A 16,259-nucleotide genomic window follows, 5' to 3' on the forward strand; every position below is an offset into this window, starting at 1 on the left:
GTGGATCGGCGGGACTCTGCGGACATGGCAGACACCACGATGCACACCCAGCCCACCACCCCGACCACGGCCCGGCAGGCGGACCCCTTCCCGGTCAAGGGGATGGACGCGGTCGTCTTCGCCGTCGGCAACGCCAAGCAGGCCGCGCACTACTACTCCACCGCCTTCGGCATGAAGCGGGTCGCCTACCAGGGCCCGGAGACCGGTAGCCGCGAGACGGCCGCCTACGTCCTGGAGTCCGGCGGCGCGCGGTTCGTCTTCACCTCCGTGGTCAAGCCGACCACCGAGTGGGGCCGCTTCCTCGCGGAGCACGTGGCCGCGCACGGCGACGGCGTCGTCGACCTGGCCATCGAGGTGCCGGACGCCCGCGCGGCGTACGCCTACGCCGTGGAGCACGGCGCCACCGGCCTCACCGAGCCCTATGAGACCAAGGACGAGCACGGCACGGTCGTCCGGGCCGCCATCGCCACCTACGGGCAGACCCGGCACACCCTGGTGGAGCGCACCGACTACGACGGCCCCTACCTGCCCGGCTTCGTCGCCACCGAGCCGCTGGTCGCCTCCCCGGCAAAACGTTTCTTCCAGGCCGTCGACCACTGCGTCGGCAACGTCGAACTCGGCAAGATGGACGAGTGGGTGGCCTTCTACAACAACGTCATGGGCTTCACCAACATGAAGGAGTTCGTCGGCGACGACATCGCCACCGAGTACTCGGCGCTGATGTCCAAGGTCGTCGCGGACGGCACCAAGAAGGTGAAGTTCCCGCTCAACGAGCCGGCCATCGCCAAGAAGAAGTCGCAGATCGACGAGTACCTGGAGTTCTACGGCGGCCCGGGCGTCCAGCACATCGCGCTGGCCACCAACGACATCGTGGCGTCGGTCCGCCAGATGCGGGCCGCGGGCGTGGAGTTCCTCGACGTGCCCGGCTCGTACTACGACACCCTCGGCGAGTGGGTCGGCGAGACCCGGGTCCCGCTCGACGAACTGCGCGAGCTGAAGATCCTCGCCGACCGGGACGAGGACGGCTACCTGCTGCAGATCTTCACCAAGCCGGTCCAGGACCGCCCGACGGTCTTCTTCGAGATGATCGAGCGGCACGGCTCCCTGGGCTTCGGCAAGGGCAACTTCAAGGCCCTCTTCGAGGCGATCGAGCGCGAGCAGGACCGCCGCGGCAACCTCTGAGCCCGCTCCGGCCGGCACCGTCCTGCCGCCGGAGCCCCGTTCCCGTGGGCCGTACACGATCTTCCGTGTACGGCCCACGGATGCGAGGCTGAGGGCATGGACCTCATCGCACGCCTGCGCGCCGGGCTCCCCGGGGAAGCGCTGCTCACCGACCCTGACGTCACCGGCTCCTACGCCCGGGACATGGCCAACTTCTGCGACGCCGGCACCCCCGCCGTGGTCGTCCTGCCGCGCACCGTCGAGCAGGTCCAGCACGTGATGCGGACCGCGACCGCACTGCGGGTCCCGGTCGTCCCCCAGGGCGCCCGCACCGGCGTCTCCGGCGCCGCCAACGCCACCGACGGCTGCATCGTGCTGTCGCTGGTCAAGATGGACCGCATCCTGGAGATCAACCCCGTCGACCGGATCGCGGTGGTCGAGCCCGGCGTCGTCAACGCCGTCCTGTCCCGCGCGGTCAACGAGCACGGCCTCTACTACCCGCCCGACCCCTCCAGCTGGGAGACCTGCACCATCGGCGGCAACATCGGCACCGCCGCCGGCGGCCTGTGCTGCGTGAAGTACGGCGTCACCGCCGAGTACGTGCTCGGCCTGGAGGTGGTCCTCGCCGACGGCCGACTGATCAAGACCGGGCGGCGCACCGCCAAGGGCGTGGCCGGCTACGACCTCACCCGGCTCTTCGTGGGCTCCGAGGGCAGCCTCGGCGTCGTGGTCCGCGCCACCCTGGCGCTCAAGCCCGAGCCGCCCCAACAGCTCGCCCTGGTCGCCGAGTTCGGTTCGGTGTCCGCGGCCGGCGACGCGGTCTGCCGGATCATGGCCGAGGGGCACGCCCCGTCCCTGTTGGAGCTGATGGACCGCACCAGCGTCCGCGCGGTCAACGCCATGGCGCAGATGGGCCTGCCGGAGACCACCGAGGTCCTGCTGCTGGCGGCCTTCGACACCCCCGACCCGGCGGCCGACCTGGCCGCGGTCGGCGCGCTGTGCGAAGCCGCCGGTGCCACCCAGGTCGTCCCCGCCGAGAACGCCGCCGAGTCCGAACTCCTCCTCCAGGCCCGCCGGTTGACCTTCACCGCACTGGAACGGATCAAGCCCGCGATGCTCATCGACGACGTCTGCGTGCCCCGCTCGCAACTCGCCGCGATGCTGGAGGGCGCCGCCGCCATCGCCGAGAAGTACGACCTGACCATCGGCGTCTGCGCGCACGCCGGCGACGGCAACACCCACCCGCTGGTCTGCTTCGACCCGGCCGACCCCGACGAGGAACGCCGCGCCCGCGAGTCGTTCGACGCCATCATGGCCCTCGGCCTCCAACTGGGCGGCACCATCACCGGCGAGCACGGCGTCGGCGTCCTGAAGAAGGAGTGGCTGGCCCGCGAACTGGGCCCGGACGCGGTGGAACTGCATCGCGGCATCAAGCAGGTCTTCGACCCCCTGGGTCTCCTCAACCCGGGAAAGCTGTTCTAGGCGCTCCGCCGCCCGCCCGACGGGCCCGCCGCCCGGCACGCCGAGCGCCCCGCGTACGGTCGAGGTGACGCGAACCGTCACCTCGTCCCCTCCCGCCGCCCCGAAGGAAACCCCACGGTGAAGGCCCTCCTCTGGCTGCTGCTCCTGGCCGCCCTCCTCTTCAACCTCCTCTCCTACGCCCTCTGGGACGGCTCGTTCCAGGCGCTGATGAGCGTCGGCTCCGGCCTGCTCTGCCTGGCCGCGGCCGGCGGACTCTGGGGCCTGCGCAGGCGGGGCACGGTGGCGCGGTCGTAGGTCGGAGCCCGGAGCCCGGCAGGCAGTGCACCTGTCCGCTGCCGGGGCCGGGGCGGCGCGCCGAACTGCCCCACCGGAGTGCGTCGCAGCCCGGCGCGCCAGCGCGGTGGCGTCCCTCACCGCCGATGGGCGGCACCCCGCGTACGGGGGCGGACGGGGCGGGACGAACGGCACGGCTGCCGTCGTCGCGCTGCTTCCCGTCGGGGGACGCCACGCCCGGGGCGGGCCCGCGACCCGGTCTAGGGTCGATGCCGCCCGCTGTGGGGCACGTCCTCGGGATCGTCGTCCGCCTCGTCGTCCGGCTCGTAGGCGGGCACTGGCAACCGGGCGCCACGGCTTTCCGCGACCCGGTGGGTGGTCACCAGGGAGTTCTTCAACTCGACGGTGAGGAGGTGGAGTTCACCGGGCGTCCAGGACCGTGCGGCGAGGATCCGTTCCGCGTCCTCGATGAGGACGGCGGCGGAGCCGAGTTGTTCGTCCTCCCAGCGGTCGGCGAGCCGGGAGACGTACCCGGTGCCGTCGCTGGGGAGCAGGAAGCACGGGTTCCCCTCCAGGGTCGTCCAGGGCAACAGCCGTGGCGCGCGGTCGGCGTGGTCCCTCATGCGGCGACCTCCACCCCGTGGATGCGGCGCGGCCCGACGTCGACGCCGTGCACCGCGAGCCACAGGGCCCGCCGCCGTCCCCGTCGTAGCCGCTGCTCCCGGCGCTCCGCCTCGGTGAGGACGTACGGCCGCACGAGCGGGACGTCCTCGCCGCGGAGGAGGACGGGCGGCCGGGCGGGCGACCGGCGCGGCGTGATCGCCGACTGCGGCTCCGCGCGGCGCGAGGTGGTGAGTGGGGTACTGGGCGTCCGGTGTCGTCCGGCGGCCGGAAGTAACAGCCGCAGCAGCGGCAGGAACAGCCTCACGGTACGGTGCATCACGTCGTCAACTCCTCGAAGTTGGTGGCCACGCCCCCGGACCGGTCGCACGGTCGCGGGGGTCTTGTGCGATTGGCGGGTCGTGCCGCCCCGGGCCCATTACGTTGGGTAGGTACAGCGTTGCTCTGCGGAGCGGCGGGATGCAATGCCGGACGCGTGCCACTCATCGACTGTCACAAAGGGGAAGGCGTGAGCCGACGCAACGCCACGGGGGGAACGGCCGCCACGAACGCCGCCGTCTTCGGGGAAGTCCTGAGGCACTTCCGCGAAGCGGCCGGACTCACCCAGGAGGAACTGGCGAGGAAGATCCCGTGCGACCGGTCGCAGGTGGCGCGAGTCGAGCGGGGAACGCGGGTCCCGCACGAGACCTCGGCCGAGAAGTGCGACGAACTGCTGGGCACCGGTGGGGTGTTGAAGAAGCTGTGGGGCCGCATCGACTGGTATCCGGAGGTCGCACACCCTGACTGGTTCAAGCGCCGGGCGGAGATGGACGCGGTGGCGGTTGCCTTGCGCGAGTATCAAGAGCGGGTTATCCCGGGTTTGTTACAGACGCCGGAATACGCGCACGCGCTGTTTAGTCGCCGGCCTGCGAGTGCGGACGAGGTCGCTGAGCGTGTCCGCGCCCGACTGAGCCGACAGCAGCGGTTCCTTGCGGATGCTGGTCCGATGTATGTCGCCGTCCTGGACGAGAGCTGCTTGCGCAACGGCGTGGGGAGTTCGGAGATCATGCGTGACCAGTGCGCCCATCTACTAGGCGTCGGACGGCGCCCCAACATCCGGATCCAGGTGGCCCCGGCGGGAATCACCGGGTTCGTAAGGCCCAGGGGTTCCATGTCGTTGATCGAGCTGCCCGACGGGCACCGGTGGGTCTACTCGGAGTCCCTCGACCGTGGCCATTTCAACGATGATCCGGCTGTCTACGCCCGCCATGCCCAGACCTATGATGTGCTCAGGGCGGACGCTCCGTCAGCCCGCGAATCCGCCGCTCTGATCAGCGACGTGATGGAAGGGTACGGGCATCATGGACAGGTACGAACTCAGCGCGGCGACCTGGACCAAGAGCAGCTACAGCGACGACAACGGCGGCAATTGCATCGAGGTGGCCCCCGGTTTCCCCGGCGTCGTCCCCGTTCGTGACTCGAAGGACCCGCGCGGCCCCGTGTTGGTGGTTCCGGCCGATGGCTGGTCGTCCTTCGTTGCTGCCGTAAAGGACGGGGAGTTGACCGCCTGAGGTCGGTACACGGCTGTTCCGTTCCAGAGGGAAGGACACCCGCGTGACGAATTCCCACGAGTTCAACTGCGCGACGTGGATCAAGAGCAGCCACAGTGACCGCGACGGCGGCAACTGCATCGAGGTGGCCCCCGGTTGCCCCGGCGTCGTCCCCGTTCGTGATTCGAAGGATTCGCTGGGGCCTGTGTTGGTGGTTCCGGCACACGGTTGGTCGTCCTTCGTTGCCGCCGTCAAGAGCGGAGGATTCCCTTTCTGAGGGAGACGGCCCGGAGGCGCGATCGCGCGTTCCTCGCCGTGCGCTACATGCCGACCCACGCGGCCAGCGATGCCAGTCCCGTAGGCGCCCGGCGTTGCCGTCGCACCAGTACGGCGATCGTCTCGCGTACGAGTGGGTGGTACCGCGCCTGCTGGGGCGCCACCTCGCGTGCGCGGTGCAGGGATCGTTCGGCCGCTTCGGGCTTGCCCATCTGGGCGTAGGCGCGGGCCATTTCGATGTAGTAGCGGCCCACCCGCATCCGGGGGTGCTCGGTCGGGAAGTGGAGGTTCCGGGCCGCCTTCATCGCCTCGCCGAGCTTTCCCAGCTCCACCGCTGTCGCCACGTTGAAGTGGGCGACGTTCGTCGTGCCGAACGACGTCCAGTAGACGTGGGGGACGTCCCCACTGATCTTCCGCGCGGTCTGCCGCGCCAGCTCCATGTGGCCCTCGACGAGGCTCTCGTCCCGGGCCTGCGCCGCGGCGATGGCGCCGGCCAGGTGCAGGCTCCCGGCCACGGCGAGGGCGGGGACCGAATCCGCGTCGTCGTGCTGTTCGACGAGCCGGTGGCCGCGTTCGAGGACCTTCAGGGCCATCTGGTTGTTGCCCCGGCGCAACAGGGTGCTGCTGCGCTTGTTGAGCCGGAACGCCAGCAACAGGGGGTCCTGGGCCTGCTCCGCCATCCAGCCCATGCGTTCCAGGGCGATCGAGGCGAGCTGCTGATAGCCCAGGCGGTACGCGAACTCGTAGGCGACCCAGTAGGACCAGCCCAGCGAAGCTGCCACCTGCTGGCGTTCGCTCCCGGACGGAAGTGCGCTGAAGGCGGTCGTCAACTCGCTCAACAGGCCCGGCAGTCGGGATCCGACGTTCTTGTATTCCGTGGCGCACGTCCCCGCGCACAGTGCGTCCACCTCGGCCGCCACGACGTTGACGGGGCGTGGGGTGATGTCCGGATCGGGGCCGAGGTCGTACTGGTCGAGGGCGTCGGACAGCGGGGCGATCATCCGGTCCAGGCGGTCCTGGCGCATCTCGGAGAGGTAGGGCTGTCCGTTCAGCATCGCCGGGTCGACTTCGAGGACCCGGGCGATGGCGGCCACCACGCCGGGTGTTGCGGGGGTGAGCCCCGCTTCGATCTTGGCGATGGTGCTGCGGGAGAGGTAGGCGCGCTGGGCGAGGCCGATCTGCGTCAGCTGACGCAGCTTGCGGTAGTCCGCGATTCTGGCGCCGATGTGGTCGTCATCAGAGCGTGGCATGCCGGGCTCCGTTCCGGATCGGGCTTCAGGAACCGTACCGCTGGCGGGCGTTGGCGCATTCGGGGTGAGCGCTGCTCCCCGAGGGGGCGTGGGCCGCACCGCCCGTCGCGCGGTGAAACCGACCTTGCTCGCCCCGTTCCCCGCCGCCCGCCCCCTGCACCCCCGCACGCGCTCGCCGACGCCCGTCCCGGCTAAACGATCTACGCTCGCGTCATGGACACAACCTTCACTGCCCTGGCCATTTTGGTGCTGGCCGTCGCCGTGCTCGCCTCCTCGCTCGACCGTCGTACCAAGCCGTTGGAGCGGCGCATGGCGCGGCTGGAGCAGAAGGTGGACCTGTTGATGGCGCACCTCGGGGTGGAGGAGCCGGAGGACCCGCGGATGGCGGAGATCGACGCTCTGCTGGCGGAGAAGAAGACGGTCGCGGCGATCAAGGTCTACCGCGAGGTGACCGGTGCGGGGCTCGTGGAGGCGAAGGAGGCGGTCGAGCGCCGGATGCGGTGAGCCCGAGGCGGGAAGAGGATGGCCGTTAGGGGCGTGTGACCCCGGCCCACCCCATGCGCAGCAGGGAGCGACCGCCGATGGCAGCGAACCGACCGACCGAAGCGACCGGAGAGAGCGGCGCGAGGGCAGCGTCCGGCGGTGACGGGGCCGCCCCCGACACGTACGACGTCATCGTGCTGGGCGGCGGGCCGGTCGGCGAGAACGTCGCCGACCGGGTGCACGCCGCCGGACTGAGCGCGGTGGTGGTGGAGCACGAACTCGTGGGCGGCGAGTGCTCGTACTGGGCGTGCATGCCCAGCAAGGCGCTGCTGCGGCCGGTGACGGCGCGCTCCGAGGCGCGCCGGGTGCCGGGGCTGAGCGACGCGGTCGCCGGGCCCCTGGACGCGCCGGCGGTCCTCGCCCACCGGGACGCGACCGTCTCCTACTGGAAGGACGACGGGCAGGTCCGCTGGCTGGACTCGGTCGGATTGGACCTCGTGCGCGGCCGGGCGCGGCTGGCCGGGCCGCGGCGGGTGGTCGTCGAGGGCGGGCGGACGCTGGTGGCCCGGCACGCGGTCGCGGTGTGCACGGGCAGTCGCCCGGTGTTGCCGGACGTGCCGGGGCTCGCCGACGCCAAGCCGTGGACCAGTCGGGACGCCACCAGCGCCAAGACGGTGCCGGGCCGGCTGGTGATCGTCGGCGGCGGGGTGGTCGGCGTCGAGATGGCGACCGCCTGGCGGGCGCTGGGCGCCTCGGTGACGCTGCTGGTGCGCGGTGACGGGCTGCTGCCCCGGATGGAGCCGTTCGCCGGCCACCTGGTGGCCGAGTCGCTGGCCGAGGCGGGCGTGTTCCTGCGGACCGGCGTGGAGGTGCGCGAGGTGCGCCGGGAGGCGCCGGGTGGGCCGGTGACGGTGCTGCTCGACACCGGTGACGAGATCATCGCGGACGAACTGCTGATCGCGACGGGGCGGGCGCCGCGCACCGAGGACCTGGGCATGGAGACCGTCGGGCTGGCGCCCGGCGCGTGGCTGGACGTGGACGACACCCTGCGGGTCAACGGGGTGACCGGCGGCTGGCTGTACGGCGTCGGCGACGTCAACCACCGCGCCCTCCTCACCCACCAGGGCAAGTACCAGGCGAGGGTCGCCGGTGCCGTGATCGCCGCCCGGGCCCGCGGGGTCCCGCTGCTGGAGACCGACCGTTGGGGCGCGCACGTCGCCACCGCGGACCGGCACGCCGTCCCGCAGGTGGTCTTCAGCGACCCCGAGGCCGCGGCCGTGGGCCTGAGCGCCGCCGAGGCGGAACGCGCCGGGCACCGGATCCGCGTCGTCGACTACGACCTGGGCGCGGTGGCCGGCGCGTCCCTGTACGCCGACGGCTACCGCGGGCGGGCCCGGATGATCGTGGACCTGGACCGCGAGGTGCTGTTGGGCGCCACCTTCGTCGGGCCGGGCGTCGGGGAACTGCTGCACTCGGCCACCGTCGCGGTCGCCGGGGAGGTCCCGATCGAACGCCTCTGGCACGCGGTCCCGTCCTACCCGACGATCAGCGAGATCTGGCTCCGACTGCTGGAGACGTACCGCGGCGACTGAACGGGGGCCGGTCCGCGGCCGGGTGTGCCGGCGCGGACCCGGCCCCGGGCCCGCGCCGCGGTGGACGCCTTCCACAAGGGCGGTCGACGGGCTGGCGGTCGGCGGGCCAGCAGTCGGCGGGCCGGCGGTCGTGGGGCGGTGGGACGACGCCACCGCTCACGCGCCGGGTTCGGGGGACTCCTCCGTCGGCCAGGGCCCGTTCGGCCCGGCGTCGTCCCGGGAGGCCAGTGCGAGCAGGGCGCTCAGCCCTTTGTCGATGCCCAGGTGCACGCTCTCGGAGCCGGGCGGCACGATCCGCAGGGTGCGCTCCAACCAGGCGGAGACGACGGCGGCCGACGCCTCCAACAGGGCTTCCCCGTCCGGGGAGTCCAGCGCCATGCAGACCAGGCTGCGGCCGTCCAACTTCGTCGGCCAGACCCGCACGTCGCCCTCGCCGGACGGCCGGAAGACGCCCTCGACGAGCAGTTCCCTGGCGAACGTCCAGTGGACGGGGGAGTCCGATCCGACGTGGAAGGTGACGTGCACGGCATAGGGGTCGTCGGTCCGGTAGGTCAACCGGGCCGGTACCGGAATGGTTCGCTCCGGCGACAGCACCAGACCCAGTTCCAGCTCTCGTTCCACCACGGTGTGCATGGGTTTCCGCCTCTCTCCGACTTCTCGCGCGGGACCCGAGTGCGGGCCCGCACCAGGAGAGAGCGGGCGACGGCCGGACTCTTACACGACTTCGGGCAACTTTTTTCCGGGAGTTCTCCGGGAGTTGCCGACGGCTGCCGGGGCAGGGGAGGAACACGGTTACGACCCGGGGTCTGATAGATGTGGACGCCGCGTTGCGGCAGACTGCACCCCGACACCCACCAGGCCGAGAACAGATACGGGACTTCGGACATGAGCGCCCCTACCTCAGGATCCGCCGGCGGTAGCCCCACGCCAGGCTTCTACCCGGACCCGTCCATCCCCGGCTACATCCGGTACTGGAACGGTGCCGCATGGGCGCCGGGCACCAGCCGGCCGGCCCCCGCCGAGGGCGAGCCGATGCCCGCGCCGCCGCCCGGCGTGGCCCCGGCGACCCCCGCGCCGGCCGCCGTCGAGGAGACCGGCCCGGTCTTCCTGGACGGAGCCGACCCGGCCGGTTCCGGCTTGCCGACCGTCCGTCCCCGCGGCGAGATGGAGGTGCCCGGCGCGAGTTGGGACGATCCGGCGCGGCTGCACGGCACCAGCCCGGAGGCCGCGCCCTCCTGGCAGGCCGACGCCTCCCGGCAGGCCGGCTTCGGCGAGGACGGCCGGATCTCCTGGGGCGCGCCCGGCCAGGCCCCCGCGGGCACCCCGGCCGGCGGCGCGGCCTGGGGCGGGCTGCCGCCGCAGCGCGCCGCGGAGACCGACGGGGCCGCCGCGGACACGGCCGGCACCGCGGGCCCGCCCGCGCCGGACGCCCCGTCCGACGGGACGGTGACGATCCGCGCCGTCAACCCGGCGGCCCGCCGCGGGTCCGGCGATCAGGGGACCACCGCGATCCGCGCGGTGCGGCCCGGGAACCCGCCCGGCACCCCGGCCCCCACCCCGCCCGCCGCGGACCGGGGCACCACCGCCTTCCGCGCCGTCCGGCCGGACCCGGCCGCGGACGACCGCCCCGCCGTCAAGAACGAGACGATGGCCTTCCGCCTCCCGGCGGGCGACCGGCCCAAGGCCGGCCCGGCCGGTGGCACGCCGCAGTCCCTGCCCGCCACCGGGGCGCCCGCCCAGCAGCCCCCGGCCCAGCAGGCGGCCCGCCAGGCCCAGCCGCCGGCCGCACCGCAGCCGCCGGTCGCCCCGACGGCCCCGACCTCCACGCCCGGCCTGCCGCCGCAGGGCGGTGCCGCCGGCGACGACGGCGTCATCCCCTGGAAGCCGCCGACCGCCGACGTCTTCTTCGCCGCCGCGCAGGCCGCGCAGGGCCACCCGGCGCCGCTCGGCCGCCGGCTCGCGGCCCGACTGATCGACACCCTGGTGCTGGCCCTGGTCACCCTCGCGGTGGCGCTGCCCATGTGGTCCACGGTCACCGACCATCTCGACGCCAAGGTCGAGGCGGCCAAGCAGTCCGGCCGTCAGGTGACGGTGTACCTCGTCGACGGCACCACCGCCCCCGTCTACCTCACGATCCTCGCCGTCGTCCTGATCGGCGGCGGCCTCTACGAGGTGCTGCCGACCCTCAAGTGGGGCCGCACGCTGGGCAAGAAGCTCTGCGGCGTGCGGGTGCTGGACATCGAGAGCCACGACACCCCGCAGCTGGCCCAGGCCATCAAGCGCTGGCTGGTCTACGGCGTGCTCGGCGTCGCGGTGGTCGGCGTGGTCAACGCCCTGTGGTGCGTGTTCGACCAGCCGTGGCGGCAGTGCTGGCACGACAAGCTGGCCCGCACCTTCGTCGCCTCCGACGCGGCGTCCGACTGACCGTCACCCGGTCGTTGCCCGGGCCGTCACCCGCCCTGACGGCCCGGGTACGCCGATCGGACCCCGGCGGATGCGGCGCCGGCCCGCAAGGGTTCGACTCGGGCCATGAGTACCGACGAGCCCCGGCCCGGCCCCGGTGAACCGCCGGAGCACGACCCGTTCCTGAAGCAGCCGCCGGGGCCCCCGGTGGGCGGCGCCCCGCACGACGGCGCACCGCGCAACGGCTCCCCGCACGGCGCCGGCCCGGGCGAGGGCGGCGGCCCCCCTGGTGGAGCCCCGCCGCCTCCCGGTGGTCCGCCGCCCCCGCCGCCGCCCGGTGCCGGCCAGCCGCCGCCCTACGGTGGTGGCCCGTACGGCGGGCCCCCGGCGGGCGGTCCCTACGGGGGCGCGGGGGAGTACGGTGCCGACCCCCTGGCCGGGATGCCGCCGCTGGCCAACCGCGGCAAGCGACTGGTCGCCCGGATCATCGACGCGCTCATCATCGGCGTCCCGGTCACCCTGATCATGAACGCGATCGTCGGCTGGGTGGACTACTTCAGCACCAGCAGCGTGGAGACCAGCAAGCAGGCGACGGTGTCCGGCGTGACGATGCTGGCGTACCTGATCTACGAGGGGCTGATGCTGACCAGCCGCGGCCAGACGCTCGGCAAGATGGCGATGCGGATCCGGGTGGCGATGCTCTCGGACGGCGCCATCCCGACCGCGCAGGCCGGTTGGACCCGGGCCGCGGTCTACACCCTGCCGGAGATCGTCCCGTGCTGCGGCTTCATCTTCTGGCTGGTCAACGTGTTGTGGTGCACCTGGGACAAGCCGTACCAACAGTGCCTGCACGACAAGGCGGCCAGGACCGTGGTGGTCGCCACCGACTGAATGTGTGACGGGGCGTCAACTCGCGGCGCGGGGACGGGCGTCAGCGGGTCCGCTCGCCGACCCGGGCGCCGTCCCGCTGCCGCGGCAGGCGCTCGGCCGGGGCGGGCACGGCCCGCAGCGGGGCGGGCCCGTCGGGGGCCGAGGCGCTCCCGCCGGCCCGGCGCGCCACTCGCGACAGCCCCGGCATCGGCACCGTCATCGCCACCAACAACCCCAACCCGAGGCCGGCCAGGGCGATGACCGCGACCCCGATCCCGGTCTGCGTCTGGGAGAGCAGCAGCATCGCGAGGGTGGAGAGGAAGACGGTGGCCGAGCCGTAGACGAGCTGGGTGGCGGTCGGACGAGGCATGGCGGGATCCGTCCTCGGAGGGTCGGCGGGGGTGTCGGGCGTCCGGCGACGCGCCACCGAACGAGCCTACGGTCCCTTGTGCCCGAGCGGAACGCCAGGTAAGCGTGACCTAACCCACCGGCGTGGAGCACGGGGGCGCACGGTGCGGTCGCGGATCCGTGCGACAAGGCGCCGCGTGCGCCGTCCGGCCTGTTGGCGGCGGGGGCGCATGCCCGTCGGGCATATCCCCCCGCGGTGTTCCGGCCGCGGGCCGGGCGATTCGGAATCTGTGCGTCCGCTGTCCGATAGCTGTGCAACGCAAGCCGGATAACGTACTTCGGTGTCCGCGTACACGTCAAGATCTGTCTTTTCTTCCCCAGATCCGGTCGAATGCCCTCCAGTATTGGGCAGTTGATGGGGAGGACTTGACCAAGTGAGAAAGCACCGAAGACTGTTCGGGACGGCCGCCCTGGCCACCGCGCTCGCCGCGACCGGGGCGGCCGTTCTGTCGACCGGGGTGGCCGCGGCCGACGCCACGCCGGCCGCCGCGCCCACCGTCCGCACGGACCCGGCACCCGAACGCGCCGACGCCCACGACCTCAAGGGCCCGTTCAGCGAGCGGCAGAAGGCGCAGCGCACCGAGGCGCTCCAGCAGGTCATATCCGGCGACGCCAAGGCGACCGAGCGCAACGGCTCCAAGGTCGTCAAGCTCGGCAAGGGCAAGTACGTCGAACTGGCCCGGGAGAAGACCGACAAGATCTTCACCATCCTGGTGGACTTCGGGGACAAGGTCGACGACACCACGATGTACGACCCGGACGGCGACGGTCCGCTGCCCCCGGTCAAGAAGTACGGCGGCACCCCCGGCCCGGCGCACAACACGATCGCCAAGCCGGACCGCAAGAAGGACAACAGCACCGCCTGGCAGGCCGACTTCAACCGGCAGCACTACCAGGACCTGTACTTCTCGCACGACAAGAAGAAGGAGTCGCTGGCCAAGTACTACGAGCGGCAGTCCTCCGGCCGCTACTCGGTGAACGGCCAGGTCTCCGACTGGGTCCGCGTCCCGTGGAACGAGGCCCGCTACGGCTCCAACTACTGCGGCTCCACCAACTGCCCCAGCGCCTGGGACCTGATCCGCGACGCGGTCAACCAGTGGGTCACCGACCAGAAGGCCCAGGGCCGCACCGACGCCCAGATCAAGGCCGACCTCGCCCAGTACGACCAGTGGGACCGCAACGACTACAACCACAACGGCAACTTCAACGAGCCGGACGGCTACCTCGACCACTTCCAGATCGTGCACGCCGGTGAGGACGAGTCGGCCGGCGGTGGCGTCCAGAAGACCGACGCCATCTGGGCGCACCGCTGGTACGCGTACGGCACCGACGCGGGCAAGACGGGCCCCGCGGACAACAAGGCGGGCGGTACCCAGATCGGCGACACCGGCTTCTGGGTCGGCGACTACACCATGCAGCCGGAGAACGGCGGACTCGGCGTCTTCGCCCACGAGTACGGCCACGACCTGGGCCTGCCGGACGAGTACGACACCACCGGCAAGGGCGAATCCTCGGTGGACTTCTGGTCGTTGATGTCGGCCGGCTCCTGGCTCGGCCGCGGCAAGGACGCCATCGGCGACCTGCCCGGCGACATGAGCGCCTGGGACAAGCTCCAGCTCGGCTGGCTCAACTACGGCACCGCCAAGGCCGCGACGCCGTCCCGGCACACCCTGGGCGTCGCCGAGTACAACACCAAGAACAAGCAGGCGCTCGTCGTCGAGCTGCCCGCGAAGAAGGTCACCACCGAGATCGTCAAGCCCGCCGAGGGTGCGACGCAGTGGTGGAGCGGGATGGGCGACGACCTGTCCAACACCCTGACCCGGACCGTGGACCTCACCGGCAAGTCCCGCGCGGCGCTCACCCTCAAGGGCTGGTGGGACACCGAGAAGGACTACGACTACGTCTACGCCGAGGTCTCCACCGACGGCGGCGCCAACTGGACGCCCCTGGACGGCACCGCGAACGGCAAGGCGCTGCCGCGCGACGCCTCCGGCAAGCCCGCGCTGAGCGGCACCGTCACCGACCACCAGGACCTGGCCTTCCCGCTGGACGCGTACGCCGGCAAGAAGATCGACCTGCGCTTCCGCTACCAGACCGACGGCGGCGTCGCGCAGAAGGGCTTCACCGCCGACGCCCTGACCCTCACCGCCGACGGCGCCCCGCTCTTCACCGACGACGCCGAGCACGGCGACAACGGCTGGACCAGCAAGGGCTTCTCGCGGATCGGCGCGTCCTTCACCAAGGACTACCCGCAGTACTACCTCGCCGAGAACCGCCAGTACGTCTCCTACGACAAGACCCTCAAGTCCGGCCCGTACAACTTCGGTTGGAAGACCGCCCGGCCGGGCTGGGTGGAGCACTTCCCGTTCCAGAACGGCGTGCTGATCTGGCTGTGGGACACCTCGCAGCGGGACAACAACGTCGGCATGCACCCCGGCGTCGGGCGGATCCTCCCGGTCGACGCGCACCCGCGGGCCGAGCGCTGGGCCGACGGCACCCTGATGCGCAACCGCTTCCAGACCTACGACGCGACCTTCACCGGTGCCCGCACCGACGCCCTGACCCTGCACAAGGACGGCGTCGCCGTGAAGATCGCCTCGAAGCCCGGCGTGCGGGTCTTCGACGACCGCAACGGCGTCTACTACGACAAGGCGAACCCGACCGGCGGCGTGGTCGTTCCTGACACCAACACCAAGATCGCGATCACCAAGGAGGCCAAGGACGGCTCCACGGTGAACCTCACGGTGGGCCCCGCCAGTAAGTAAAAAGTAAAAACCGCAGGTCGTAGCGGTATCGGCCGCCGCCCCCTAGCGGGCGGCGGCCGATAGGCGTTTAGATGCGTCTTGCAGTTCCTTGTTGACGCCGAGTCTCACGGGGGAGATATGACGATGACCAGAGGCGGCTTCACCAGGCTTCCCGGCGGGAGCGTGGTGGTCGCCCTCTCGCTGCCCAGACCGGGCCACGGCCCGCTCTGCGATCCGTACGGCGGCGGCTGCCGCATCCGGGTCCTGGTCCACGCGGTGAACCGCCAGCGCGCCCTGACCAGGCTGCGCAACCTCGGCCTGCGCGCCGTCTACCTGCGCGGCAACACCGCGCCGCCGACCCCCGACGAGATCACCGCGGTGCTCCACCACCCCGACGGCCTGGTCTGGCGCGAGGCCCCCGACGACGACACCGAGTCCTGGCACCCGATACGGGCCCTCCTGCGGCAGGAGGCCGCCCGGACCGCGGCGACGGGCAGCCCGACCGGCGGGTGAGGCGCACGCCCGTCCGGGCGCGCCAGGCGCCCGTCAGCCGCCGGCCACCACCGGCTTGCCGGTCAGCTCCGCGCCCGCCGCGCGGAGCTCCTGAAGGGCCGCCTCGGTGGTCTGCGGGGCGACGCCCGCCGTCAGGTCCAGCAGCACCCGGGTCCGCAGCCCCTCGGCCAGGGCGTCCAGGGCGGTGGCGCGGACGCAGTGGTCGGTCGCGATCCCGACCACGTCCACCTCGGTGACGCCCCGCTCCCGCAGCCACTGCGCGAGCGCCGTGCCGTGCTCGTCCGCGCCCTCGAAGCCGCTGTACGCGGCCGCGTGCGCGCCCTTGGAGAACACCGCGTCGACCGCGCCGGAGGCGATGGCCGGCGCGAAGTTCGGGTGGAAGCCGCTGCCCTCGGTACCGGCCACGCAGTGCACGGGCCAGGACGTGCGGTAGTCCGGCCGGTCGGAGAAGTGCGCGCCGGGATCGACGTGGTGGTCGCGGGTGGCCACCACGTGGCGGTAGCCGCTGCCGGCCGCGGCGCCCACCAGGTCGGTGATGGCCGCCGCGACGTCGGCGCCGCCCGCCACCGCGAGGCTGCCGCCCTCGCAGAAGTCGTTCTGTACGTCGACGACGATCAGTGCCCGGTGCATGGTGCGTGCCTTCCGGCTGGGGTT

18 protein-coding genes are annotated in these 16,259 nt (G+C 72.2%); 12 read left to right on the top strand and 6 right to left on the bottom strand.

The genetic code is table 11. The annotated features are described in order from the left end of the window. Positions 1-24: 24 nt before the first annotated feature. The 3 genes from hppD (at position 25) to ACLJT4_RS30815 (ending at position 2,937) form a co-directional block, all read left to right on the top strand. The gene (hppD, locus tag ACLJT4_RS30805) at positions 25-1,182 is read left to right on the top strand and encodes a 4-hydroxyphenylpyruvate dioxygenase (protein WP_411127267.1); all 1,158 of its coding nucleotides are present in this window, start codon (positions 25-27) and stop codon (positions 1,180-1,182) included. Between the two features lie 96 nt (positions 1,183-1,278). Beyond that, positions 1,279-2,643: an FAD-binding oxidoreductase gene (locus ACLJT4_RS30810; protein ID WP_411127269.1), complete on the top strand. Its 1,365-nt coding sequence runs from the start codon at positions 1,279-1,281 to the stop codon at positions 2,641-2,643. Between the two features lie 117 nt (positions 2,644-2,760). Beyond that, positions 2,761-2,937, top strand: a complete 177-nt coding sequence (locus ACLJT4_RS30815) for a hypothetical protein (protein WP_411127271.1) — start codon at positions 2,761-2,763, stop codon at positions 2,935-2,937. Between the two features lie 239 nt (positions 2,938-3,176). On the opposite strand, the gene ACLJT4_RS30820 is transcribed toward ACLJT4_RS30815, so the two are convergent. Continuing rightward, complete coding sequence (locus ACLJT4_RS30820; protein ID WP_411127273.1) at positions 3,177-3,539, bottom strand: hypothetical protein; 363 nt, start codon at positions 3,537-3,539, stop codon at positions 3,177-3,179. Next, positions 3,536-3,856, bottom strand: a complete 321-nt coding sequence (locus ACLJT4_RS30825) for a hypothetical protein (protein WP_411127275.1) — start codon at positions 3,854-3,856, stop codon at positions 3,536-3,538. The genes ACLJT4_RS30820 and ACLJT4_RS30825 overlap by 4 nt, the downstream gene beginning before the upstream one ends. 189 nt (positions 3,857-4,045) lie before the next feature. On the opposite strand from ACLJT4_RS30825, the gene ACLJT4_RS30830 reads away from it, so the two are divergent. The 3 genes from ACLJT4_RS30830 to ACLJT4_RS30840 are packed head-to-tail and all read left to right on the top strand — an operon-like array spanning position 4,046 to position 5,343. Continuing rightward, complete coding sequence (locus ACLJT4_RS30830; RefSeq protein WP_411127277.1) at positions 4,046-4,993, top strand: helix-turn-helix domain-containing protein; 948 nt, start codon at positions 4,046-4,048, stop codon at positions 4,991-4,993. After that, on the top strand, positions 4,956-5,087 hold the full coding sequence (locus ACLJT4_RS30835) for a DUF397 domain-containing protein (protein WP_411127279.1): 132 nt from the start codon (positions 4,956-4,958) through the stop codon (positions 5,085-5,087). Before ACLJT4_RS30830 ends, ACLJT4_RS30835 begins: the two co-directional genes overlap by 38 nt. Positions 5,088-5,130: 43 nt before the next feature. Next, positions 5,131-5,343, top strand: a complete 213-nt coding sequence (locus ACLJT4_RS30840; protein ID WP_411127281.1) for a DUF397 domain-containing protein — start codon at positions 5,131-5,133, stop codon at positions 5,341-5,343. Between the two features lie 43 nt (positions 5,344-5,386). Here the strand turns inward: ACLJT4_RS30840 and ACLJT4_RS30845 are convergent, their stop codons facing one another. Then, complete coding sequence (locus ACLJT4_RS30845; protein WP_411127283.1) at positions 5,387-6,592, bottom strand: helix-turn-helix domain-containing protein; 1,206 nt, start codon at positions 6,590-6,592, stop codon at positions 5,387-5,389. Positions 6,593-6,805: 213 nt separating this feature from the next. On the opposite strand from ACLJT4_RS30845, the gene ACLJT4_RS30850 reads away from it, so the two are divergent. Together ACLJT4_RS30850 and ACLJT4_RS30855 are read left to right on the top strand one after the other, a co-directional pair. Beyond that, positions 6,806-7,096 carry a ribosomal protein L7/L12 gene (locus ACLJT4_RS30850; RefSeq protein ID WP_411127285.1) on the top strand — a complete coding sequence of 97 codons (291 nt, stop codon included), beginning with the start codon at positions 6,806-6,808 and terminating at the stop codon, positions 7,094-7,096. A gap of 77 nt (positions 7,097-7,173) precedes the next feature. After that, positions 7,174-8,667: a dihydrolipoyl dehydrogenase family protein gene (locus ACLJT4_RS30855; RefSeq protein ID WP_411127287.1), complete on the top strand. Its 1,494-nt coding sequence runs from the start codon at positions 7,174-7,176 to the stop codon at positions 8,665-8,667. A gap of 156 nt (positions 8,668-8,823) precedes the next feature. Here ACLJT4_RS30855 and ACLJT4_RS30860 read toward each other — a convergent pair whose 3' ends face one another. Next, positions 8,824-9,300, bottom strand: a complete 477-nt coding sequence (locus ACLJT4_RS30860; RefSeq protein ID WP_411127289.1) for an SsgA family sporulation/cell division regulator — start codon at positions 9,298-9,300, stop codon at positions 8,824-8,826. 252 nt (positions 9,301-9,552) lie between these two features. On the opposite strand from ACLJT4_RS30860, the gene ACLJT4_RS30865 reads away from it, so the two are divergent. After that, positions 9,553-11,091, top strand: coding sequence for an RDD family protein (locus ACLJT4_RS30865; protein ID WP_411127291.1), 1,539 nt, complete (start codon positions 9,553-9,555; stop codon positions 11,089-11,091). A 105-nt stretch (positions 11,092-11,196) separates the two neighbouring features. Further along, positions 11,197-11,961, top strand: coding sequence for an RDD family protein (locus ACLJT4_RS30870; protein WP_411127293.1), 765 nt, complete (start codon positions 11,197-11,199; stop codon positions 11,959-11,961). 40 nt (positions 11,962-12,001) lie between these two features. Here ACLJT4_RS30870 and ACLJT4_RS30875 read toward each other — a convergent pair whose 3' ends face one another. Further along, positions 12,002-12,310 (bottom strand): hypothetical protein, encoded by a 309-nt coding sequence (locus tag ACLJT4_RS30875; protein ID WP_411127295.1) that lies wholly within the window; start codon positions 12,308-12,310, stop codon positions 12,002-12,004. Between the two features lie 412 nt (positions 12,311-12,722). On the opposite strand from ACLJT4_RS30875, the gene ACLJT4_RS30880 reads away from it, so the two are divergent. Together ACLJT4_RS30880 and ACLJT4_RS30885 are read left to right on the top strand one after the other, a co-directional pair. Next, a complete protein-coding gene (locus tag ACLJT4_RS30880; RefSeq protein ID WP_044375378.1) occupies positions 12,723-15,113 on the top strand; it encodes an immune inhibitor A domain-containing protein in 2,391 nt (796 codons plus the stop codon). Between the two features lie 123 nt (positions 15,114-15,236). After that, complete coding sequence (locus tag ACLJT4_RS30885) at positions 15,237-15,605, top strand: hypothetical protein (protein ID WP_275467702.1); 369 nt, start codon at positions 15,237-15,239, stop codon at positions 15,603-15,605. A 33-nt stretch (positions 15,606-15,638) separates the two neighbouring features. On the opposite strand, the gene ACLJT4_RS30890 is transcribed toward ACLJT4_RS30885, so the two are convergent. After that, positions 15,639-16,235 (bottom strand): isochorismatase family protein, encoded by a 597-nt coding sequence (locus ACLJT4_RS30890; protein WP_411127298.1) that lies wholly within the window; start codon positions 16,233-16,235, stop codon positions 15,639-15,641. Positions 16,236-16,259: the final 24 nt, after the last annotated feature.

Origin of the sequence: Streptomyces sp. x-19, from assembly GCF_046549115.1 — a bacterium.
Taxonomy (GTDB): domain Bacteria; phylum Actinomycetota; class Actinomycetes; order Streptomycetales; family Streptomycetaceae; genus Streptomyces; species Streptomyces albulus_C.